Consider the following 22715-nt stretch of genomic DNA (forward strand, 5'->3'; position numbering starts at 1 on the left):
AATGGCAAATATTCGTACTATTTCTTTTGATGCCATTGTTATTGGTGGTGGTGGCGCAGGTATGCGTGCAGCACTTCAGTTAACAGAGTCTGGTTTAAACACTGCTTGTGTTACTAAAGTATTCCCAACGCGTTCTCACACAGTATCGGCACAAGGTGGTATTACCTGTGCGATTGCAAGTGATGATCCAAATGATGATTGGCGCTGGCATATGTATGACACCGTAAAGGGGTCAGATTACATTGGCGATCAAGATGCCATTGAATACATGTGTTCTGTCGGTCCTCAAGCTGTATTTGAACTTGAACATATGGGGCTGCCATTCTCTCGTACAGAGCAAGGTCGTATTTACCAGCGCCCATTTGGTGGACAGTCTAAAGACTTTGGTAAAGGCGGTCAGGCTGCGCGAACTTGTGCTGCTGCAGACCGTACAGGTCATGCTCTACTTCATACCCTTTATCAGGGTAACCTTAAAGGCGGCACTACATTCTTTAATGAGTGGTATGCAACGGATCTAGTGAAAAATAACGAAGATGCGGTTGTTGGTGTTATTGCTATTTGTATCGAGACGGGTGAAACGGTTTACCTTAAAGCTAAAGCGACAGTTATTGCTACTGGTGGTGCTGGCCGTATTTTCCAATCAACAACCAATGCTCACATCAACACAGGTGATGGTGTTGGTATGGCATTGCGTGCTGGTTTCCCTATGCAAGACATGGAAATGTGGCAGTTTCACCCGACTGGTATTTATGGTGCAGGCACGCTTGTAACCGAAGGTTGTCGTGGTGAAGGTGGTTACCTGATCAATAAAGACGGCGAACGCTTTATGGAACGTTACGCGCCTAACGCCAAAGACCTTGCTGGTCGTGACGTTGTTGCTCGTTCAATGGTACTGGAAATCTTGGAAGGTCGTGGTTGTGGTCCGGATGGCGATCACGTATTGCTTAAACTAGATCACTTAGGTGAAGAGACGTTGAATAAGCGTCTTCCTGGTATCCTAGAGCTTTCTCGTACTTTCGCGCATGTTGACCCTGTCAAAGAACCAATTCCTGTTATTCCAACTTGTCACTATATGATGGGTGGTATTCCAACGAACATTGGTGGGCAAGCGCTTAAGCAAAACGAAGCGGGTGAAGACATTATCGTTGATGGTTTGTATGCTTGTGGTGAAGCCGCTTGTGTATCTGTGCACGGTGCAAACCGTCTTGGCGGTAACTCGCTACTAGACTTGGTTGTATTTGGTCGCGCAGTAGGTTTGCATGTTAAGAAATCTTTGGATGAAGGTTTTGACTCATTGGATGCAGACGATACAAATGTTGAAAAAGCATTGGTTCGCTTGAATCGCCTAAATAACACAACTGGCGGCGAGAGTGTTGCTGAAGTTCGTGCAGACCTTCAGCGAGTAATGCAGCTTTACTTCGGTGTATTCCGTGATGGTGATGCAATGCAAAAAGGTTTGGCTCAACTTAAGGAAATTCGTGCACGCGTTGAGAATTTACACCTTGAAGATAAAAGTCAGGCTTTCAACACGGCTCGTATTGAAGCGCTTGAACTTGAAAACTTATTGGAAGTGGCGGAGTCTACTGCTATCCCTGCTGAGTTCCGTAAAGAAAGTCGCGGTGCGCATGCGCGTAATGACTTTACTGAACGTGACGATGAAAACTGGTTGAAACACTCTTTGTTCCACCCAGCAGATAAGAAAGTGACTAAGCGCGATGTAAACTTTGCGCCAAAAACTATGGAAGCTTTCCCACCTAAAATTCGTTCATACTAAGGAGTTGTATTAATGTTAGTTAGTATTTATCGCTACAATCCTGAGAAGGACGACGCTCCTTATATGCAGGATTATGATATTGAGTTGCCAGCAGGTAAGGATCTAATGGTGCTTGATGTTTTGAACTTGTTGAAGGCTCAAGATCCTAGTATTTCTTACCGTCGTTCATGCCGTGAAGGTGTGTGTGGCTCAGACGGTATGAATATGTCCGGTAAAAACGGTCTAGCTTGTATTACGCCAGTTTCTGAGGCTGTTAAAAAAGGTAAGTTGGTATTGCGCCCACTTCCTGGTTTGCCTGTGGTTCGTGATCTTGTTGTAGATATGGGACAATTCTATAAGCAGTACGAAAAAATTCGCCCGTTCTTGATTAATGACGCACCGGCACCAGCTATTGAACGCTTGCAAAGCCCAGAAGAGCGTGAAAAGCTAGATGGCCTTTATGAATGTATCTTGTGTGCTTGTTGTTCAACAGCTTGTCCTTCTTTTTGGTGGAACCCAGATAAATTTGTAGGGCCATCAGGTCTGTTGCAAGCTTATCGTTTCTTGGCAGATAGTCGCGATACAGCAACTCAAGAGCGCCTTAGTGATTTGGATGACCCGTTTAGTGTCTTCCGTTGCCACGGTATCATGAACTGTGTAAACGTTTGTCCGAAAGGCTTAAACCCAACTAAAGCCATTGGTAATATTCGTACTATGCTTTTGCAGAGAGCGACCTAACAATGCACCGAGTGGTTCATTGTGATATTTTAATGTGACCACCGAAAGTAGGCGGCTTGAATATTGATTCAATGCCGCCATTTTTGCATATTCTAGTATAGAGAATGCAATAAAAAGAATTTAAAATTCGATCTTTACGAGCAAGGATGCGCAAAGAAAAACCACTAACTTAGTGATTAAGGATTCAGGTGATTTTATTGTACTAAAATGAAATCATCTTAGTGGTTTAGTATTGAACGTAAAAGGGCGAAAGTAGCTGGAAATAAACAAAAAATCGAGGCTTTAATAGCCTTACGGGCCTGATAAAATGATCGATCTTAATAATAGATTGATACCGGGACCCCGGTAGCTGGCTCGAACATAAGGGTGATCGAGAATGCACGAAAGTTTAATGGAGTTGCTGTGGAGCACCTCTCATTTTTCAGGTGGAAACTTGGAATATGTTGAAGGGTTGTTTGAAAGCTACCTCGTCGATCCGAACTCTGTGTCGGAAGAATGGCGTAAATGTTTTGATCAATTGCCTCGCGTAAGTGAAGCGCAATCAACCGATCTTCCTCATTCGGTAATTCAAGAACAGTTTCTACAAATTGGTAAGAATAAGTTCCGCTCTATGCCTGTTGCTACAGGTAAGGTGGTTAGTTCTGAACATGAGCAGAAGCAAATCAATGTTTTGCAATTGATTAATGCGTATCGCGTACGCGGGCATCAGCATGCAACACTTGATCCACTTGGGTTGCAAAAACGTGAGAAGGTTGCCGACCTCGATATTGGTTATCACCAATTAACAGGTGCTGATTTAGATACAACATTCAATGTAGGTTCTTTGTTCTTTAATAAAGAGTCTTTGAAATTGAATGAAATTGTATCTGAACTTGAAAAAACCTACTGCGGAAGTATAGGTTATGAGTTCATGCACATTGTTGATACGCAAGAAAAAGCGTGGCTTCAACAGCGTGTAGAATCTGTTCGTTCTCGTCCAAAATACTCACAAGAAACTCGCGAAAGCTTGCTTGAGCGTTTAACTGCAGCTGAAGGTTTAGAAAAGTATCTTGCTAGTCGTTACCCAGGCGCAAAACGTTTCGGTCTTGAAGGTGGCGAAAGCTTAATTCCTATGGTGAATGAACTGATTCAACGTTCTGGCGCACTCGGTGCGAAAGAAGTTGTGATTGGTATGGCTCACCGTGGTCGTTTAAACGTATTAGTTAATACGCTAGGCAAGAACCCGAAAGACTTATTTGATGAGTTTGAAGGTAAGAAGCTGGTTAATACTTCAGGTGATGTTAAATACCACCAAGGTTTCTCTTCTAATGTGATGACGGCAGGTGGGGAAGTTCATATTGCGCTTTCTTTTAACCCATCGCATTTGGAAATTGTTTCTCCTGTTGTTGAGGGTTCAGTAAGAGCTCGTCAAGACCGTCGTAAAGATACAACAGGTAAAACTGTAGTTCCTATTTCGATTCATGGTGATGCCGCTTTTGCTGGTCAAGGCGTGGTTATGGAGACATTCCAGATGTCTCAAACTCGCGCTTATCGTACCGGTGGTACGGTGCATATTGTTATCAACAACCAAGTTGGTTTTACTACTAACCGCCAAGAAGATTCGCGTTCCACTGAATATGCAACCGATGTTGCTAAAATTATTCAAGCGCCTATTTTCCACGTTAATGGTGATGATCCAGAAGCGGTATTGTTTGTTACTCAGTTAGCGTTAGATTACCGTTATGAATTCGGTCGAGACGTTGTGATCGATATGGTTTGTTACCGTCGTCGTGGTCATAATGAAACGGATGAGCCTTCTGGTACTCAACCGCTTATGTATAGCGTGATTAGTAATCTGAAAACAACACGTGCTCTTTACTCAGAGCGTCTGGTTGCAGAGTCTGTAGTATCCCAAGAAAAATCAAATCAAATGGTCAGTGAGAACCGTGAAGATCTTGATAATGCTCGTCATGTTGCGAAGAGCCTTGTTCTTGAATCTCAAACGGGTTCCTTTGTCGATTGGAAGCCTTACCTTGGTGTTGAATGGACAGATGCCGGTGATACAACATACCCATTAGCTAAATTACAGGAAGTCGCTAAGAAGTTAACGAGCATTCCTGATGGTGTAGTTGTTCAGCGTCAAGTTCAGAAAATTTACCAAGACCGTGATAAAATGACCGCTGGTGCTTTGCCTCTAAACTGGGGTTACGCAGAAACATTATCTTTTGCTACTTTGCTTGAGCAAGGCTATCCGATTCGTATTACTGGTCAGGATTCTGGTCGTGGTACTTTTTCGCATCGCCATGCTGTTATTCATAGTCAAAAAGATGGCAGTACTTATATTCCACTGAAACATTTGTCTGAAGATCAGCCTACATTGGATCTTTATGACTCTTATCTTTCGGAAGAGGCTGTATTGGCTTTTGAATATGGTTACGCAAGTACATCACCGAAAGGTTTGGTTATTTGGGAAGCGCAGTTTGGTGACTTCGCCAATGGTGCACAGGTAGTTATTGACCAATTTATCACTAGTGGTGAGCACAAGTGGGGCCGCCTATGTGGTTTAACTATGTTGTTGCCGCATGGTTACGAAGGTCAAGGTCCTGAGCATTCATCAGCACGACTAGAGCGTTTCTTACAGCTTTGTGCTGAATATAATATTCAGGTTTGTGTGCCGACCACACCGTCACAAATCTTCCATATTATTCGTCGTCAAGCGATTCGTCCAATGCGTCGTCCGCTGATCATAATGTCTCCTAAGAGTTTGCTTCGTCATAAACAAGCAATTTCGACCCTAGAAGACTTGGCGGAAGGAAGCTTTAAAACGGTCTTGCCAGAATCATCTGAAACAGTTACTGCAGATAAAGTAAAACGTATTGTCCTATGTAGCGGTAAGGTTTATTTCGACTTGATTAACCGTCGTGAAGAACTGCAAAAAGATGATGTTGCTGTAATACGTGTCGAGCAATTGTATCCGTTCCCATACGCGGACCTTGAGTCTGAGTTAGAGCAGTACAAAAATGTTGAGAGCTTGGTTTGGTGTCAAGAAGAGCCGAAGAACCAAGGTGCTTGGCATGCTAATCGCCACCGTATGAATCGAGTATTGGAAAAACTGTATCCTGAATTAAAAATCCGCTTTGCAGGTCGAATTTCGTCTGCTGCCCCAGCGGCTGGTTACATGTCTATCCATGTTGAAGAACAAGAAGCGCTGGTCAACGACGCATTAGTTGGTTAGTACCATAGCCTGTCAGAGAGATAAGGGTATAAAATGAGCATTGAAATTAAAGCACCTACTTTTCCAGAATCTGTAGCAGACGGCACCGTTGCTACTTGGTACAAGCAGCCAGGCGAAGCCTGTGCACGTGATGAGCACATTGTTGATATTGAGACAGACAAAGTTGTCTTGGAAGTTGTTGCACCTGCTGATGGTGTATTGAAAGAAATCCTAAAAGGTGAAGGCGATACTGTATTAAGTGATGAAGTATTGGCTATCTTTGAATCTGGTGCAGCCGCTTCCGCTGCTCCAGCTGAAAAAACCGACGCTCCAGCTGAAACGTCAACAGCATCAGCTTCTGCAAAAGAAACAGTTCAGATTAAAACACCTAGTTTCCCTGAATCTGTTGCCGACGGTACGGTAGCTACTTGGTACAAACAACCTGGTGAAGCTTGTACTCGTGATGATCATATCGTTGATATCGAAACTGATAAGGTTGTTCTAGAAGTTGTTGCACCTGCAGATGGTGTGATTGGCGAAATCTTGAAAAACGAAGGCGATACCGTTCTTAGTGACGAAGTGTTAGCAAACTTCTTGGTTGGCGCTTCAGGTTCAGAAACAGCACCTGCACAAGCGGCATCTACTGCTGCCACAGAAGGTGATGAAGATGGTGTTGCTGGCCCTGCTGCTCGCAAAGCGCTTTCTGAAGCTGGCCTAACGGTCGCTCAAGTTAAAGGTACAGGTAAAGGCGGTCGTATCACTAAAGAAGATGTTGATGCTGCTGTTAAAGCAAAATCATCTGCTCCAGCAGCTGCCGCTCCAGCCAAAGCCGCTTCTGCTCCAGCGCCTAAAGCTGCCGCAGCGCCAATGACGGCATTAGGTGCTGAAGGTCGCATTGAAAAACGTGTTCCTATGACTCGCCTTCGTGCGACCATTGCTAAGCGCTTGGTAGAAGCTCAGCAGACAGCAGCTCTATTGACGACTTACAACGAAGTTAACATGGGTCCAATCATGGAGCTTCGTAAGAAATACAAAGATGAGTTTATCAAAGCTCATAACGGTACTAAGCTTGGTTTCATGTCTTTCTTCGTAAAAGCGGCAACTGAAGCACTTAAGCGCTTCCCAGCAGTAAACGCATCAATCGATGGTAATGATATGGTTTACCATGGCTACCAAGATATCGGTGTTGCTGTTTCTACTGATCGTGGTTTGATGGTTCCTGTTCTTCGTAACACTGAAGCAATGGGTCTAGCGGATATCGAGTCTGCAATCATGGATTTCGCACTTCGTGGCCGTGATGGCAAACTAGGTATGGATGATATGCAAGGTGGTACTTTCACTATTACTAATGGTGGAACTTTCGGTTCTTTGCTATCTACGCCAATTATCAATCCGCCACAAACTGGTATCTTGGGTATGCACAAAATTCAAGAACGACCAATGGCTGTTAATGGTCAAGTTGTAATTCAGCCAATGATGTATTTGGCCTTGTCTTATGATCACCGTATGATTGACGGCAAAGAAGCCGTACAATTCTTGGTAACGATCAAAGACTTGCTTGAAGACCCAGCACGTCTTTTACTTGAAATCTAAGTTTTCGTACCAACTATTTGTATGAATTGAATGCTGAGTGGCACTGTGAGTGCTGCTTAGCTTGACTGAAAAATGGGACCTCTTATGTCTGATAAATTTGATGTTGTTGTAATTGGTGGCGGCCCTGGTGGTTATGTAGCCGCTATCCGAGCTGCTCAGTTAGGCTTGAAAACAGCCTGTATCGAAAAATGGTTAGACAAAGATAGCAAGCCTCGCCTTGGCGGAACTTGTTTGAACGTTGGCTGTATTCCTTCTAAAGCTCTATTAGATTCTTCTCATAAATACCATGATGCAAAAGAGTCTTACGGTATTCATGGCATCAACGTTGGTGATGTATCTATGGATGTTGATGCGATGGTTAATCGCAAAGACAAAATCGTAGATCAATTAACAAGCGGTATTACTGGCCTTTTCAAAGCAAATGGCGTAACTAGCTTTGAAGGTTTCGGTAAAGTACTAGCGAACAAAAAAGTAGAATTCACTGCACATGACGGTACAGTAACTGTTATTGAAACTGAAAACGTTATCTTAGCGACAGGTTCTGTACCAGTAAATATTCCACCTGCGCCACGTACTGGTGATATCATCGTTGATAACGAAGGTGCTCTTGATTTCCGCGCTGTGCCAAAACGTCTTGGCGTTATCGGTGCTGGTGTTATCGGTCTAGAGCTTGGTTCTGTATGGGCTCGTCTAGGTTCTGAAGTGGTTGTGCTTGAAGCGCAAGACTCTTTCCTAAGCCTTTGTGACCAAGACCTTGCGAAAGAAGCGGCTAAAATCTTCAAGAAACAAGATCTGGATATTCGTCTTGGCGCTCGCGTTACTGGTAGCCAGATCAATGGTGAAGAAGTTGAAGTGACTTACCTTGATGCAAAAGGTGAAGAGCAAAAGCAAACATTTGACAAGTTGATTGTTGCTGTTGGTCGTAAACCTTTCACTCAAGGTTGTTTCTCTGAAGACTCTGGTGTGAAATTAGATGAGCGTGGCTTTGTATTCGTAGACGAGCAGTGCCGTACTTCTGTTCCAGGTGTATACGCAATCGGTGACATCGTCCGTGGTCCAATGCTGGCTCACAAAGCGTCAGAAGAAGGTGTTATGGTGGCAGATATTATCGCAGGCCACAAAGCACAAATGAATTATGACTGCATTCCTTCTGTTATTTATACCCATCCAGAATTAGCTTGGGTTGGTAAAAATGAGCAAGAGCTAAAAGCAGAAGGTGTTAAGTTTAAAGTGGGTAAATTCCCATTTGCAGCGTCTGGTCGTGCTATGGCGGCGAATGACACTGATGGCTTCGTTAAAATAATTGCTTGTGAAGAAACTGATCGTATTTTAGGTTGCCATATCATTGGTGGTCATGCTGCTGATCTGATTGCGCAAGCGGTTATTGCAATGGAGTTCGGCTCTACAGCAGAAGATATTGCTTTGACTGTATTTGCTCACCCAACAGTAAGTGAAGCAGTTCATGAAGCAGCGCTAGCGGTAGATAATCACGCGATCCATATCGCAAACCGTAAAAAGCGTTAATAAATTAGATTTGCCGGCCACGAGCCGGCAATTTCTGTCTTAACGGGCAGAGCTTATGTCAATCATTCAGATGAGCGGAAGAATCAAATGAACTTACATGAATATCAGGCTAAACAGCTTTTTGCTGAATACGGCCTGCCAGTATCTACAGGGTACGCAGTAGACACGCCTGAAGCGGCAGTTGAAGCAGCGAAAAAAATCGGTGGTGATAAGTGGGTTGTTAAAGCTCAGGTTCACGCTGGTGGTCGCGGTAAAGCGGGCGGCGTAAAGCTTGTTGATTCTTATGAAGAAGTTGCAGCTTTTACACAAAATTGGTTAGGTAAAAACCTAGTTACTTACCAAACTGATGCAAATGGCCAGCCTGTTGCTAAGATTCTTGTTGAATCATGCACTGACATTGCAAACGAATTGTACCTAGGTGCAGTTGTTGACCGTTCTACTCGTCGCGTTGTTTTCATGGCGTCTACAGAAGGCGGTGTTGAAATTGAGAAAGTTGCTGAAGAAACGCCAGAACTTATCCATAAAGCGATCATTGATCCTTTAGTAGGCGCTCAGCCTTACCAAGCTCGTGAATTAGCATTTAAATTGGGCCTAAACCCAACTCAAATCAAGCAATTCACTAAAGTTTTCCTTGGTCTGTCTCAAATGTTCCACGACTATGATTTCGCACTTCTTGAAATCAACCCTCTTGTTATCACAGACGAAGGTAACCTTCATTGTCTAGATGGCAAAATCGGTATCGACAGCAACGCTGTTTATCGTCAGAAGAAAATGCAAGAGTTCCACGATCCATCTCAAGAAGATGAGCGTGAAGCACATGCGGCTAAATGGGAACTTAACTATGTTGCTCTAGACGGAAACGTTGGCTGCATGGTAAACGGTGCCGGCCTAGCAATGGGTACTATGGATATCGTTAACCTACACGGCGGCAAGCCTGCTAACTTCCTAGACGTAGGTGGTGGTGCAACGAAAGAACGTGTTGCTGAAGCATTCAAAATCATCCTTTCTGACAGCAATGTTAAAGCCGTATTGGTTAACATTTTTGGTGGTATCGTTCGTTGCGATATGATCGCTGAAGGCATTATCGGTGCTGTAGAGCAAGTTGGTGTTGAAGTGCCTGTTGTTGTTCGTCTTGAAGGTACTAACGCAGAGAAAGGCCGTGAGGTTCTAGCAAACTCTGGTCTAGACATCATCGCTGCAACAAGTCTAAAAGACGCAGCTGAACAAGTTGTTAAAGCTGCGGAGGGCAAATAATAATGTCTGTTTTAATTAATAAAGATACTAAAGTAATCTGTCAGGGTTTCACTGGCGGACAAGGCACGTTCCACTCCGAGCAAGCAATTGCTTATGGAACGAAAATGGTTGGCGGTGTGACTCCTGGTAAAGGTGGTCAAACTCACCTAGGTCTACCAGTTTTCAACACAGTTAAAGAAGCCGTAGAGCAAACTGGTGCAGAAGCATCTGTTATCTACGTACCAGCTCCTTTCTGCAAAGATTCCATTCTTGAAGCGGCTAATGCTGGTATCAAACTGATCGTTTGTATCACTGAAGGCGTTCCAACTCTTGACATGCTTGACTGTAAAGTTAAATGTGACGAGTTAGGTGTGCGTCTAATCGGTCCTAACTGCCCAGGTGTTATCACTCCAGGCGAATGTAAGATCGGTATCATGCCTGGTCACATTCATATGCCAGGTAAAGTGGGTATTGTATCTCGTTCTGGTACATTGACTTATGAAGCTGTTAAGCAAACGACTGATGCTGGCTTCGGTCAATCTACTTGTGTAGGTATCGGTGGTGACCCAATCCCAGGCACTAACTTCATCGACGTATTGGAAATGTTCCAAAACGATCCACAAACTGAAGCGATCGTTATGATCGGTGAAATTGGTGGTACAGCAGAAGAAGAAGCGGCCGCTTATATCAAGGCAAACGTTACTAAGCCTGTCGTATCTTACATTGCAGGTGTTACTGCACCAGCTGGTAAGCGTATGGGTCACGCTGGCGCGATTATTTCTGGCGGTAAAGGTACAGCTGACGAGAAATTCGCAGCGCTACAAGACGCTGGTGTTAAAACTGTTCGCTCTTTAGCGGATATCGGTTCTGCACTTAAAGAAATCACTGGCTGGTAAGCTAGTATTTTAAAGTCTTACTGATGATAAAATCCTCGCTTCGGCGGGGATTTTTTTTTGCGCTATTGATACATAAATAGGTATGAAAAATGAAGTGTCCTTTTTGTCAGAGTGATAATGCATGTGCACTCGGGGCTAATCAGTCTTGTTGGTGTTTTAATATCATAGTACCTGGTGATATGTTGGCGTTTATTCCATCGGAACAAAAAGGCCGTGTTTGTGTTTGTCAGCGGTGCATTGAATTTTATCGTACTGATAAACTAGGTTTTTTAAAAACATTCGGTTTTGTTTGAGAGCCTAATTTTTAATTCTGTCTTATGCAGAGTAGTGTGATTTTGTTATGTGTTTTAACAACAATAAAAGGAATGGCGAAAATGAGTGAAGCATTAAAAAGCTCTATTTATGACATTGTTGTGATTGGTGCGGGTATTGTTGGGCTTTCCACGGCATGGCAGTTGCTTCAGCGCTATCCTAAATATCGTATTCTATTGGTGGAAAAAGAGCTGGAAGTAGGGATGCATCAAACGGGGCACAATTCTGGTGTAATACACGCTGGCGTATATTACGCGCCGGGGAGTCTTAAGGCGGACTTTTGTCAGCGTGGAGCGAAAGCGACGAAGGCATTTTGTCTTCAGCATGGTATTGAGTTTAATCAGTGCGGAAAGTTATTAGTTGCTACAAATGCGCTTGAAAAAGAGCGCATGGAAGCCTTATACCTGCGCTGTCAGGAAAATGGCTTGGAAGTACATCAGTTAGATCAAAACCAGTTGAAGGAACGAGAGCCGAATGTGAAAGGTGTTGCTGCATTGTTTGTTCCGTCAACGGGCATAGTAAGCTACCAGAAAATATGCCAAAAACTGGCAGAACTTTTTGTGCAAAAAGGTGGTGAGTTACGTTTAAATACCGAAGTCCAGAATCTTGATGAAAGCCATGAGCGCGTTGCAATCACGTTAAATAATGATGTAGTTCATACTTCTTATCTTGTTAGCTGTGGTGGTCTTATGGCTGACCGGTTAACTAAAATGCTGAATATTCCAACGGATTTCCAAATTATTCCGTTTCGCGGTGAGTATTACCAATTGCCAGCGAAACATAATCATCTTGTAAATCATCTAATTTATCCGATTCCTGATCCAGATTTACCATTTTTAGGTGTGCATTTAACACGCATGATTGATGGTTCTGTGACGGTTGGTCCGAATGCGGTGCAAGGATGGAAACGAGAAGGGTATGGTCGAATTAATATCGATTTGCGCGATGTTTTTGATATGGTGCGCTTTCCAGGCTTTTGGAAGTTGCTAATGAATCATTGGCGTACGGGGCTTATGGAGACAAAAAACTCTTGGTATAAGCCTGGCTATTTAGCTCAAGTGCGGAAGTATTGCGATCTAGTCTCTTTAGATGACTTGCAAGCCTATCCTGCTGGTATTCGGGCTCAAGCCGTCATGAATGATGGTAGTCTGGTGCATGATTTTTTATTTAGCCAAAGCGCTCGAACCTTACATGTTTGTAATGCTCCTTCCCCTGCTGCTACCAGTGCATTTCCTATAGGTGCATATATTATTGATAAGCTTGATGAACAGATGACGTCTGTTTAGTACGAAAGCATTGTGAAATAAAGATGGCTGGGTTTGTGCTTTGCGAGCATTTCGATATAGAGTGGTACTCGTAATAATCACTGATAAGGAATAAGTATGACAGGTTTAAAGAAAAATCTAGGCTTCACTCATTTAGCACGAGGTATTGCCGCAGCGTTGCTTATTACTCAAGTGACTGCGTGTGGTACTTTGCTTTACCCCGAGCGTCGTGGTCAAACGAATGGCCAAATCGATGTAGGTGTTGCTGCCTTAGATGCGATTGGCCTGTTATTTTTCTTTGTTCCTGGTGTGGTTGCATTTGGTGTGGATTTTATTACTGGTGCTATTTATTTACCGGGCGGTGGTTTGGCAAGCTTGAGTGAGGATGAATTAAATTCGATCAAGAATGGACCTGATTCAATAGATGTTGAAAAGTTTAAAGCTATTATGGCTCAGCGCGATGATATTAAGCTGCCAAAAGACGCTTACACCGATCAATTGAATGTGATAGCTATGTCATCTACCCAGTCTCTTAAAACGGCAATGAGTATGTCTAATCAGCGTGTTGCGACTGCTCAAGCGTATTAATTGGGGTTATTTTTTATAATAAAGAAAGGACTCTTTAGTTGAAAAGTGAGCCTTATTTTATGCAGGCTTGGTACACCGAATTTTGCATGGTTGCGATGTCTTGGTGAGCGTCTAGTGTTATTATTTTCACTTTGGTTTTAACAATATCTTCCCAAATATTATCAGCGATGCTGATCGATTCCCCCTGTATTTGTATTATCAGAGTAACGCCGTGCTTTCGAACGAGTGCGGATATTTCGCTTGGTGAAAAAACCGTTGCGCCATGAACTTGGGTGCGATTATTCCACGGTTCATCATCAATAAATGCAGTAATTTCAATAGGGTGTTTTGCATGTCTATTGTTGTCGAGTAGAGACTTCGACAAAGAAAAACATAGATAATCTATACCAATAAAAATAACTTTTTTGGATGTGGTTCTATGTCCGAAAATATTTCTTAATAGCTGCGTTGGTTGAAACATTTCTACTCAGACTGTCTTGGTGTAGCGTTGTTTCGGTCTGCCACCGGTTTTGTAATCCAACGCCATACTCACTTGCCCTTGCGCTTCTAAATATTCAAGGTAGCGTCTAGCTGTAATGCGGCTAAGGTTGATGGCTGCGCCTATTTCTTCCGCTGTGAACGAGATATTCGTCATAGAATCAAGATGCTGAGTCAGCTTATCTAGCGTGTTCTCATCAATACCTTTTGGGGTTTTTCGAGTGTTATCTAGCGATGCGTTCTTTCTAAATAGGGCATCTATGTCTTGTTGATCAATCTTGTCATTTTTTGTCAGGCGTTTTTTAAAATCCAAATAATCATCAAGGGCTTGCAATACACGGGACATACGAATTGGTTTTACTAGGTAATCCATTACGCCTAGTTGTATAGCCTTTTCTATGGTGGCGGTTTCTCTTTCTGCAGTAGTCATCATAAAAACTGCATTGATACCTTTGCTTTTTAAGGACTTTACTAGGTCAATGCCATTTCCGTCGGGTAGGGAGATATCTACCATAATAAGTTCAGGGTCAAAAGCTTCTGCTTTTAACTCTGCTTCTAGCAAACTTTCACAGGCTGCTACTACATGAAAACCTGAGTGTTGGTTGATGGTACTTTCTAATACATAGCTAGCACGTAGATCATCTTCTACTATCATGACCGGAATTCGATTCATCTTGTTAGTGCTCGTTTGTCTAAGTAAATACTAAAAACAGTGGTATTTATTTCACTGCGCTCCCAATCAAGGCTGCCATGATACTGATCGACAACTTTCTTGACCAAATAAAGCCCAATACCATGTTGTTCTGTGTTGTGTTTGCTGCTGACGCCAAAGTCCAATATTCGACTTTCTAATTTTTCATCTACGCCAGCGCCACTGTCTTCAATTTGAATCATGATATGAGCATTACGGTCACTAATATACAGCTTAACAAAAGGCGAAGTAAGCAATCTGTTTGACCAAGCGGCCAGTAGGGCGTTGTCTATGAGGTTTCCCATTAATGTGACTAATGCTTCATTGGTTTTGGCGGGATATCGTCCAAGCTGGCAGTCACTTTCAATCAGCATGTCGACCTTAAGGTCCTTCGCTTTATTATGCTTAGCGAAAATGAGCCCAGCCACCGCGCTATTTTCAATAGTTTTAATGATTCGTCTTAGCACGATTTGGTCGCCATCACTTTCTTGTTGAAGAAACTCGATGGCATCCTCATAACGCTCAGCTTGTAGCATGCCAGATAGAACATTGAGATGATTAGAATATTCATGAGTTTTAGCGCGCAACAAGTCGGCGTAGTTTTTTGTAGCAGTGAGCTCTTGTTCTAGCGATTTCTCCCCGTGATCTGGAAAAAAGACCATGACGTAACCAACTTCACCTTTTTTTCCCCTAATTGGGTATAAAGTAGCAATAAATTCTAATGAGCCTAAATTGAAAGGGTTTTGCGTAATTTGCCCCTGAGCCTCTAGGGCGAAATGAGAAAGACTTTGGGACTGGGAGCTTAATGGTTTACCTACAACCTGTGAGGCACTGAGCACATTCATGGTTAACCATTCAATTGCCATGCTGTTGATAGCGGTAATGTTTTGTTCATGATCTATCGCAACAATGCCGTCACGAATGCTGTCTAAAATTAATTCGTGTTCTTTAAATTTTTGAACAATCTCTTCCGGCTCTAAACTTAAAAAAGTCCGCTTTAATTTTAGTATCAAGAAGCCCGCAATAATAACGCCAAGAAGGTAAACGAATCCGACTAGTAATCCTGCCTCTTGTAGATGCTTGAAAATCAGCTTGCTGGTAGGTTGGGATAAATAACCAATGCTAATAGCGCCAATGATCTGGCCATCTTTTCGTATGGTGACTGAATTTCGAATGGCTTTCCCTAACGTACCTACGGCGACCTTGGTGTAATCGTTACCTTGTCTTAACGCTTGATAAATGTCATCACCGACAAAGTGTTTGCCGACTCTGTCTGGTTTTGGGTGACTTAAGCGAATCGCATTTTTATTCACCACGACAATATATGAAGCATCGGTTTGAGCACGGAGTGTTTCTACATAGGATTGAATATTGCTTGTTTTGCCTTGGTTACTTAATTCTACGGCTTGAATGATTTTTTCATTGTGTGCGATGACACGACCCAATTCTATGCCTCGTTGACTGATGCTATCTAGATAGGTTTTTTGTAGGGAATAACCCAACACCACAGCAACTGCCAATACAATAATGGTAATGGTAGATATTGTGATTAAGGCGAGATAAGACTTGAGTGTCATTTGCGCTTCATTATTAATGAAAAAATAAGAGAGGCGATTATACAGCATACATCACAAGGGCTAAACAAAAGGGGAAAGTCATCATGAGCTTTCCCTTTTGTTTGAAAGTTTATAGTCTGCTAAGAAGTCATTTAGACAGCTAAGCGATAGCTTGAACCACTAGAGTCGCAAGAATCAGCATGAAAGCGCCACCGATGCGAGAAGATATTTGCGCAAATGGCATTAATTCCATGCGTTTGCTGGCAGCAAGAACCGCTACGTCACCTGTACCGCCCATATTAGCCATGCAAAGACCGCCAGTAATAGCCGCTTCGATAGGGTAGAAGCCCATTAACCAGCCAATCAACCCCGCACCAAATACCGCACCAAGTACCGTTATTAAAACAAGTAAGAAGTACATAGGAGACAAGGCTTCTAGAATTTGGTTTAGATCGGTATAAGCCACACCGATACCAACTAATAGTGCTGGTGTTAGGTTACCTACAACAAATCTATACCAAGAGTATGCGGCTTGCTCTAAGCCTTTTGGCATAACGCCAGATACCTTGATGATCGCAATAGATAGGATCATGAGAGCATAGGTGTGCATGCTAATGTAGTTAGATAATAAAGTACCCAGAAAATACATGCTGACCGCCAGCAAAGCACCGATACCTAATGTGGTAATATTAAGAGATGATGCTTTTTGATCTTCTTCCTCTATGGCTTTTTGGCCACGAATGAGCTGCCCATTGCCGGTAAGACCTGGTGCTATTTGCCCCAGTTTATGCAGTAGGCCAGCAATAACAATGGCAATAGCGTTACCAATAGCGAGCGCAGGAACCATTTGAGACATTAAGGATTCAGCACTCATGCCTGTTTTACCAGACATGATTTCGACTAGAGGTACGGCACCAGCTCCCATACCGCCACCCATAATAGGCAGAGCAATTAGCATGACAGAATCGTAAAAGCTTTTGCTTACTAACATGCCTACTAGGCCAGTAAAGATACAAGCAAAAAATGCGGAACCAAGGATAACTGGGATGTACTTCAAGGCGGCTTTTTTAAGTGTTTGGGTATCCATACCGAATATAGAGCCAGTGACTAAACTGGCCACATAAAAAGATAAGAAGCCGCCACTTTTCATGAAAGTCGTGACATTACTTTCTGCACTGGAAGGAAATAGACCACTATGGAAAAGATAAGCAGAGCCAAAAATAACTACGATGGCACCACCACCGAAGAATTGATTGATAATCGGAGTTCTGTCTCCAATGTAATTAAGGATGAACCCAACAATCACCATAATGCCTAAAGCACCTATCATTCCGCCAGGCATCATGCCGGCAAAGGTCGCTAATAAAATGGTAATAGCAGCAATGGCCAATATGACTTTACTGGTGCGTTGATCGTGCGGTGTCATGACATCATTAGTGATCATTTTAGACTCTCTTTTTTTGCTTGTTTTGATTATTCGCCGCAGTCTACCAACCTTCGATCTAAGCGGAAGTTACTTTTCTTTTAATGAAACTAAAAAATAGTTTTGGATCTTTTGTAACTCCACATTTGGTGGTTTTTTGCACAATTGCTAGATTGTTTTGTCATGATTTGGTTTAACGGTCGTTTTTTTAAGCACCGTAATTTCATCACGAAAAAGCGGTGCTAAAAGGACAAAGAATGGGAGTTGAGGAGGCTGGAGGTTTAATGGGTTTGGTGTTGTTGATTGTAGGACTGTATCCAATTTATCATTTTTTTCGCTGCCATAGGCTTGGCAATGAAGTACCCTTGTCCCTGTAGGCAGCCAATATCAATCAGTGCTTGTTTGTGTTCTAGTGATTCAACCCCCTCAGCAATAAGTTTGAAGTTAAACGCATTACTGAGTGCGACAGCGCAGGCGACAATAGCGCGATCTTTTGGGTTGGATAAAATGTTTTGGATAGAGCAGCTATCAATTTTTAAAGTATTTAAGGGTAATTGCTTCAAATAATTTAGGGAAGAGTAGCCACTGCCAAAATCGTCAAGAGCAATATGAATACCTAGATCACAACAGGCTTCCACAACCTCAACCGCACAGGGAATAGCGTCAATAGAGACAGTTTCTAATATTTCAATCTCTAGTAAGTTGGGATTAAAGTGAGGTGTGCTTGTGAGCAATTCGCCCAAACGCTGAACAAAATTTTTACTTAATAGGTGTGCAGGGGCGATGTTGACGCTGATAACTAAATCATCTTTTTGCCAGCGGCTATGCTGGCGTAGTGCTTCTTGTAATACCCATTCACCAATTAAAATGCCTGTTGCTGGGTGTTCCAGCACTTCAGTAAAATCTTCAGGATAAAGAAAACCCATAGTAGGGTGGTTCCAACGAATAAGTGCTTCTACACCAATTATTTTATGGTTCACCATATTAACTTGAGGTTGGTAGTAAAGCTCGAATTCGTCCAGAGCAATACCCCGTTCAGCTGCTTGCAGCAAGGCGCGCCGAGCATATTGGCGATGCTCTTCTTCAGGGTCAAAAAATATGATGTTATTTCTTCCCATATTTTTTGCTTGATACATGGTTTGATCTGCTCTGCGCAAAATTGTGTCAGCATCTAAACTGTCATTGGAAACCAAGGCAACTCCAATGCTTGCTGAAACTTGAACTTGGCATTCAAATTCGAGCAATTCTATTGGCGTGTTAATCAGGTTAATAAGACGATTGAGAAAACCATCACACTCTTCTTTACAGGAAACATCACGTAGCAATAAAACAAACTCATCACCGCCAATTCGAGCGAGAGTATCACTTTTTCGAATGATCTCTTTTAGCCTATTTGCGACCGTCACCAGTACATAATCACCTGTATCGTGGCCATAATTGTCGTTTACAGGTTTGAAATTATCCAAATCAAGAAACGCAACTGCAGCGGCGTCTTGGTTGGTGATTATTTGCTGTAAGTTGTCGAGTAGTAAGGGGCGACTGGCCAAGCCTGTTAAATTATCGTAGTGGGCCATGTTGTGGAGTTTTTTTTCTAAGTCTGCTCGATGAATAGAACTGATAATGGCACGTATAAGCTGAGGGCTTTGCAACTGGTTTTTAAGTAAATAGTCACTCGCACCAAGTCGCATCGCTTCCGCAGCAACTTCTTCATCTCCTAACCCTGTCACCATGATCACGGCACAATGGTTGTTCATACGTTGGCGAATATTATTGAGCAAAGTAAGCCCTGAGTTTAGACCTAGTCGATAATCAACGATGACACAGTCGTAATCTTCATAACTGAGAAAGTCCATAGAGTCTTCAACAGAAGATGCTTCTGAAATGTTGGTCTCTATATTAGATTTAGAAAGCATTCGGCGAAGGCGTTCACGATCAACATCATCATCGTCGACAATTAATAATTTTAGAGCGTGACCTTCATTGGTTTCTAATACTTCCATGGTATCTCCAGGTTTATCTATTTGGTTCAACGGCATTTCGGTAAGCGTCCATTAAGGCAGCGAGTTTGGCAAACTGAGGGCCAACAGAAGATTTGACCATATAGCCAGCGACATTATTATCGTAAGCTCGTGAACGGTCATTATCATCATTTGACGTAGTAAGGATGAAAATTACCGTATCTTGTAGGCTTGAACTGTCACGAACATACGCTAAGAATTCAAAGCCATTCATTACTGGCATATTTAAATCTAATAAAACCACATAAGGCCTGGTTAGCTTTCTAGTTGGATGCCTGTTTTCCAGAATTTCAATAGCCACTCTGCCATGCTCGGCATAGACCAGATTAATATTTGGCGATACTTTGTTTAGGCTTCGCGTTATCGACTCAGCGGCTACATCATCATCTTCAACGATGAGCACATTTAACTCTTTCATCATTAGTAGTTTTCCTTTTAGTTATGGGTGTCTTTCCTTACAAACCTAGGCCACCAAACGTGGAAGGTAACACCTCGTTGATGCTCATTTGCTTCAACACTGATGCGGCCACCATGAGTTTCTACTAAGCGTCGACTAACCGATAACCCAATGCCAGTGCCGCTGCATTCACTCGATGTAAGGGTCTGAAATAACCGAAAGATACGAGTGAATGCCGCTACTGGAATACCTGGACCATCATACCTGGACCATCATCACAGATCGTGAAGTGACAAAAATTGTTATCGGCTGCGCAGCCAATGACAATAGAGCCTGTGCTTTGATCATGATGCTTAATTGCATTGCTAATAAGGTTGCGCATCACGGTTTCGAGCGGAGTCCATACTGCAGTAAAATGCTCCAACCGAATATCACGAGTAATGGTGACTCCTTCGGGGACTTCCAATAACTCAAAAATATTATCGAATAGTGAATTGACGTTAACATCTTGAGTATTCGCTTCGAATATCACGAGTAATGGTGACTCCTTCGGGGACTTCCAATAACTCAAAAATATTATCGAATAGTGAATTGACGTTAACATCTTGAGTATTCGCTTCTATTTTGCCAGCTCGGGCATAAGTGAGTAGATTGTCTATTAGCTGCTCCATACGCTGGATGCGAATGCCAATACGTTCAAGGTTTCGACTTACATCTACTTGTGTATTTTGGCCAAGGTCTTCTTTCACCCATTCTAATAAATCAGCAATACCTCGTAATGGTGATCGTAAATCATGGGACGCAACGTAAGTAAACTCTTCTAGATTTGTGTTGGTTTCACGTAGCTCCTGCTCCAAACGTTTGCGTTTAGTAATATCCAGTAAAGAAACAAGCACCATTTGATTACTTTCTTCATCTTCAAACGGGCTAAGCCCTACTTCTACAGGAAACTCACTTCCATCCATGTGCAAAGCGGTAAGGTCTCGACCAATTCCCATCATCCTTGGTGTGGGGTTTTGATGAAAAGTATGACGTAAATGATCATGGTGTTTTCGGTAGCGAAGGGGTAAAAGCATGTCCATTGGTTGGTTGATTAGTTCTTCAGGCGTATAGCCAAAAGATTGGCAAAGCACCTTATTTGTTAAGCGAATAATGCCTTTAGAATCGACTACTAATACACCATGAGGTGCATCTTGAATCGAACGTTGGAACATATTGTTGGCTCGTTGCCTTGTCGTGAGATCAATTAAGGTTGCCAGAACAAAGGTTTTTCCTTCTTGCTCTATTGGGTTTAAGCCAATTTCAATAGGGATATGTTTACCGTCTTTTTTACGAGCATAGAGAGACTGCCCAGCTCCCATTTGACGTTTACGGGGGTGTTTGAAGAATTGCGACATGAGCTTTTTGTGATTAGCCTGAAATTGGCTTGGAAGCAGGAAATCAGTGTCTTCCCCAATAAGCTCTTCTTTTGTATAACCTAGGGCCTCTGAAAGGGAATCATTAACAAAGAGGATGCGAGCATCAGTATTGACTACCATCGCGCCCATAGGCAAACAAGTGACCAATTGCTGAAAAAAAAGTTATCTTGCTGAAAAAAAGTGTTTTTTACCAACTCATTGTTTTGTCTGTTTTTTTTATTTTTGTTGGTTTCACTATGATCCATCATGCATTCCAATTGTAAAGGAGACTTTATTTATAGATAGACTAGGAATCTAAATACGGCAATTAACCGATTGATTAGATTTGTTAAAAATAGTATCCATTGCAATACGAGGGTCAGAAAAAGAGAGGGTACGTGGGGAAGGTTCAAAAGCCTGACTAGACATTCATTAAGCAAATTATCCAAATTCGATAATAAAAAGACCGATTAACAAAGCGTCCAATTTGATGGGATCACTTCATTTCTCGATCTTTTTAATTTCAATAAAGTGACCGATTTAATCAAATTTCACTTTATCGGTTTTAAGTAAGGCAGCGCTGCTGGAGTTCACTAGTTTGTCGTTCTTTCTTTCGATAAAGAAGACGTTTAGATTTTCCTCTTTGGCGATATTTGCACCTTCAACTGGACCAAGGCACAACATGGTGGTTGCCCATGCGTCGCTTATTCTAGGGTCAGTACCAAATACCGACGCCGAGACAAGATCGTGAGTGATTGGTTTGCCTGTGCTTGGGTTGATTATGTGCGAATACTCCACGCCATTATCGTCGAAGTGACGGTTATAAGTGCCTGATGTATCAAGCGTGACGCCTTCTTCGTTTTTGACAGTGATGACCTTATAGACTTTTGGTGCGCCGTCAGCGGAAGGGATGGGACTCTGAATAGCCACTCGCCATTTTTCGCCATCTGGCTTGTGACCTTTGATTTTCATATCGCCACCAAATTGCACCATGTAATTATCGTAGCCTTTGGATTCTAATACATGACTTAACTTGCCAATAGTGTAGCCTTCGCCCATGGAAGAAAAATCAAGCTGAAGGAAAGGACGTGTTTTGCGTACACGTAAATTTTCTTCGTTCACTTCTATTTTATCTATCCCAAGCTCAGATTTTAGGGCGGTTAATTCTTCTCGTGTGGGTACGTGAAGTTGGTCGGTTTTAAAGCCCCATAAATCGAACAAAGGCCCAATAGTCGGATCGTAACAACCTTCTGACTTTATATGTATGTCTTGGGCTATTTTGACCAGATCAACAAAGTCTTCTGATACAGGTTGCCAAGCCACGGAAGGGCTGCGGTTAAACTTAGAAATGAAAGAGTCTGGACGATAAGTGGAAAGCTCTTTGTCTATTTGAGCAAGCGTATCGTTGAACGCCGTTTGTATCTCTGTCACTGGAACCGCATCTTCAGACCAAAAACTAATTTGATACGTCGTGCCTTGGGCGTAACCTTCAACCGTTTCAAGTTTTGGCGGCTCACTGCAACCTACTAAAAAAGTTGTCATTAGAAGAGCGCTCAGGCCTGTGATTTTGGTTACATTAAAGCCAGATTTTATTGAGGTAGACATGTCATTTAAGCCTTATGGATAGTAAATTCAGTAAGTCTACCAGCCGTTTATAATCA

General features: G+C 42.5%; 20 protein-coding genes. 10 read left to right on the top strand and 10 right to left on the bottom strand.

What is annotated here, in order from left to right; genetic code table 11:
- Position 1 precedes the first annotated feature (1 nt).
- From sdhA to DFP80_RS20775, 10 genes are all read left to right on the top strand, one after another.
- Positions 2-1774 (top strand): succinate dehydrogenase flavoprotein subunit, encoded by a 1773-nt coding sequence (sdhA, locus tag DFP80_RS05780; RefSeq protein WP_113915866.1) that lies wholly within the window; start codon positions 2-4, stop codon positions 1772-1774.
- A gap of 12 nt (positions 1775-1786) precedes the next feature.
- A complete protein-coding gene (locus tag DFP80_RS05785) occupies positions 1787-2491 on the top strand; it encodes a succinate dehydrogenase iron-sulfur subunit (protein WP_113915867.1) in 705 nt (234 codons plus the stop codon).
- Between the two features lie 376 nt (positions 2492-2867).
- Positions 2868-5705 (top strand): 2-oxoglutarate dehydrogenase E1 component, encoded by a 2838-nt coding sequence (locus DFP80_RS05790; protein WP_113915868.1) that lies wholly within the window; start codon positions 2868-2870, stop codon positions 5703-5705.
- A gap of 33 nt (positions 5706-5738) precedes the next feature.
- Positions 5739-7277 carry a 2-oxoglutarate dehydrogenase complex dihydrolipoyllysine-residue succinyltransferase gene (gene odhB, locus DFP80_RS05795; RefSeq protein ID WP_113915869.1) on the top strand — a complete coding sequence of 513 codons (1539 nt, stop codon included), beginning with the start codon at positions 5739-5741 and terminating at the stop codon, positions 7275-7277.
- An 84-nt stretch (positions 7278-7361) separates the two neighbouring features.
- Positions 7362-8801, top strand: a complete 1440-nt coding sequence (gene lpdA / locus DFP80_RS05800) for a dihydrolipoyl dehydrogenase (RefSeq protein ID WP_113915870.1) — start codon at positions 7362-7364, stop codon at positions 8799-8801.
- 87 nt (positions 8802-8888) lie between these two features.
- Positions 8889-10055, top strand: coding sequence for an ADP-forming succinate--CoA ligase subunit beta (sucC, locus tag DFP80_RS05805; RefSeq protein WP_113915871.1), 1167 nt, complete (start codon positions 8889-8891; stop codon positions 10053-10055).
- 2 nt (positions 10056-10057) lie between these two features.
- Entirely contained in the window at positions 10058-10930 is an 873-nt protein-coding gene (gene sucD, locus DFP80_RS05810; RefSeq protein WP_113915872.1) for a succinate--CoA ligase subunit alpha, read from the top strand.
- Between the two features lie 89 nt (positions 10931-11019).
- Positions 11020-11223, top strand: coding sequence for a cysteine-rich CWC family protein (locus DFP80_RS21045; protein WP_113915873.1), 204 nt, complete (start codon positions 11020-11022; stop codon positions 11221-11223).
- Between the two features lie 81 nt (positions 11224-11304).
- The gene (gene lhgD, locus DFP80_RS05820; RefSeq protein ID WP_113915874.1) at positions 11305-12528 is read left to right on the top strand and encodes an L-2-hydroxyglutarate dehydrogenase; all 1224 of its coding nucleotides are present in this window, start codon (positions 11305-11307) and stop codon (positions 12526-12528) included.
- A gap of 96 nt (positions 12529-12624) precedes the next feature.
- Positions 12625-13095, top strand: a complete 471-nt coding sequence (locus DFP80_RS20775; protein ID WP_206610564.1) for a polyribonucleotide nucleotidyltransferase — start codon at positions 12625-12627, stop codon at positions 13093-13095.
- Positions 13096-13147: 52 nt separating this feature from the next.
- Here DFP80_RS20775 and DFP80_RS05830 read toward each other — a convergent pair whose 3' ends face one another.
- The 10 genes from DFP80_RS05830 to DFP80_RS05865 form a co-directional block, all read right to left on the bottom strand.
- A complete protein-coding gene (locus DFP80_RS05830) occupies positions 13148-13555 on the bottom strand; it encodes a nucleoside-diphosphate sugar epimerase/dehydratase (RefSeq protein WP_113915875.1) in 408 nt (135 codons plus the stop codon).
- Positions 13556-13561: 6 nt separating this feature from the next.
- Positions 13562-14245, bottom strand: coding sequence for a response regulator (locus DFP80_RS05835; RefSeq protein WP_113915876.1), 684 nt, complete (start codon positions 14243-14245; stop codon positions 13562-13564).
- Positions 14242-15840, bottom strand: coding sequence for an ATP-binding protein (locus DFP80_RS05840; RefSeq protein ID WP_241560200.1), 1599 nt, complete (start codon positions 15838-15840; stop codon positions 14242-14244). The genes DFP80_RS05835 and DFP80_RS05840 overlap by 4 nt, the downstream gene beginning before the upstream one ends.
- Before the next feature lie 139 nt (positions 15841-15979).
- The gene (locus tag DFP80_RS05845) at positions 15980-17263 is read right to left on the bottom strand and encodes a 2-hydroxycarboxylate transporter family protein (RefSeq protein ID WP_113915877.1); all 1284 of its coding nucleotides are present in this window, start codon (positions 17261-17263) and stop codon (positions 15980-15982) included.
- 260 nt (positions 17264-17523) lie between these two features.
- Entirely contained in the window at positions 17524-19242 is a 1719-nt protein-coding gene (locus DFP80_RS05850) for an EAL domain-containing response regulator (RefSeq protein ID WP_113916047.1), read from the bottom strand.
- 13 nt (positions 19243-19255) lie between these two features.
- Entirely contained in the window at positions 19256-19681 is a 426-nt protein-coding gene (locus DFP80_RS05855) for a response regulator (protein ID WP_113915878.1), read from the bottom strand.
- Positions 19682-19695: 14 nt separating this feature from the next.
- Complete coding sequence (locus DFP80_RS20970) at positions 19696-19905, bottom strand: ATP-binding protein (RefSeq protein ID WP_206610568.1); 210 nt, start codon at positions 19903-19905, stop codon at positions 19696-19698.
- Complete coding sequence (locus tag DFP80_RS20975) at positions 19896-20189, bottom strand: ATP-binding protein (protein WP_220150912.1); 294 nt, start codon at positions 20187-20189, stop codon at positions 19896-19898. The genes DFP80_RS20970 and DFP80_RS20975 overlap by 10 nt, the downstream gene beginning before the upstream one ends.
- Positions 20158-21195: a PAS domain S-box protein gene (locus tag DFP80_RS05860; RefSeq protein WP_220150913.1), complete on the bottom strand. Its 1038-nt coding sequence runs from the start codon at positions 21193-21195 to the stop codon at positions 20158-20160. Before DFP80_RS05860 ends, DFP80_RS20975 begins: the two co-directional genes overlap by 32 nt.
- Positions 21196-21594: 399 nt before the next feature.
- Entirely contained in the window at positions 21595-22659 is a 1065-nt protein-coding gene (locus tag DFP80_RS05865; protein WP_113915879.1) for an FAD:protein FMN transferase, read from the bottom strand.
- Positions 22660-22715: the final 56 nt, after the last annotated feature.

Source organism: Marinomonas rhizomae, from assembly GCF_003315485.1.
Taxonomy (GTDB): domain Bacteria; phylum Pseudomonadota; class Gammaproteobacteria; order Pseudomonadales; family Marinomonadaceae; genus Marinomonas; species Marinomonas rhizomae.

Excerpts from the sequence above, each read along its gene's own strand:
- sdhA (WP_113915866.1), top strand. The coding sequence starts at position 2 with ATGGCAAATATTCGTACTATTTCTTTTGATGCCATTGTTATTGGTGGT.
- DFP80_RS05785 (WP_113915867.1), top strand. The coding sequence starts at position 1,787 with ATGTTAGTTAGTATTTATCGCTACAATCCTGAGAAGGACGACGCTCCT.
- DFP80_RS05790 (WP_113915868.1), top strand. The coding sequence starts at position 2,868 with ATGCACGAAAGTTTAATGGAGTTGCTGTGGAGCACCTCTCATTTTTCA.
- odhB (WP_113915869.1), top strand. The coding sequence starts at position 5,739 with ATGAGCATTGAAATTAAAGCACCTACTTTTCCAGAATCTGTAGCAGAC.
- lpdA (WP_113915870.1), top strand. The coding sequence starts at position 7,362 with ATGTCTGATAAATTTGATGTTGTTGTAATTGGTGGCGGCCCTGGTGGT.
- sucC (WP_113915871.1), top strand. The coding sequence starts at position 8,889 with ATGAACTTACATGAATATCAGGCTAAACAGCTTTTTGCTGAATACGGC.
- sucD (WP_113915872.1), top strand. The coding sequence starts at position 10,058 with ATGTCTGTTTTAATTAATAAAGATACTAAAGTAATCTGTCAGGGTTTC.
- DFP80_RS21045 (WP_113915873.1), top strand. The coding sequence starts at position 11,020 with ATGAAGTGTCCTTTTTGTCAGAGTGATAATGCATGTGCACTCGGGGCT.
- lhgD (WP_113915874.1), top strand. The coding sequence starts at position 11,305 with ATGAGTGAAGCATTAAAAAGCTCTATTTATGACATTGTTGTGATTGGT.
- DFP80_RS20775 (WP_206610564.1), top strand. The coding sequence starts at position 12,625 with ATGACAGGTTTAAAGAAAAATCTAGGCTTCACTCATTTAGCACGAGGT.
- DFP80_RS05830 (WP_113915875.1), bottom strand. The coding sequence starts at position 13,555 with ATGTTTCAACCAACGCAGCTATTAAGAAATATTTTCGGACATAGAACC.
- DFP80_RS05835 (WP_113915876.1), bottom strand. The coding sequence starts at position 14,245 with ATGAATCGAATTCCGGTCATGATAGTAGAAGATGATCTACGTGCTAGC.
- DFP80_RS05840 (WP_241560200.1), bottom strand. The coding sequence starts at position 15,840 with ATGACACTCAAGTCTTATCTCGCCTTAATCACAATATCTACCATTACC.
- DFP80_RS05845 (WP_113915877.1), bottom strand. The coding sequence starts at position 17,263 with ATGATCACTAATGATGTCATGACACCGCACGATCAACGCACCAGTAAA.
- DFP80_RS05850 (WP_113916047.1), bottom strand. The coding sequence starts at position 19,242 with ATGGAAGTATTAGAAACCAATGAAGGTCACGCTCTAAAATTATTAATT.
- DFP80_RS05855 (WP_113915878.1), bottom strand. The coding sequence starts at position 19,681 with ATGATGAAAGAGTTAAATGTGCTCATCGTTGAAGATGATGATGTAGCC.
- DFP80_RS05860 (WP_220150913.1), bottom strand. The coding sequence starts at position 21,195 with ATGGTAGTCAATACTGATGCTCGCATCCTCTTTGTTAATGATTCCCTT.
- DFP80_RS05865 (WP_113915879.1), bottom strand. The coding sequence starts at position 22,659 with ATGTCTACCTCAATAAAATCTGGCTTTAATGTAACCAAAATCACAGGC.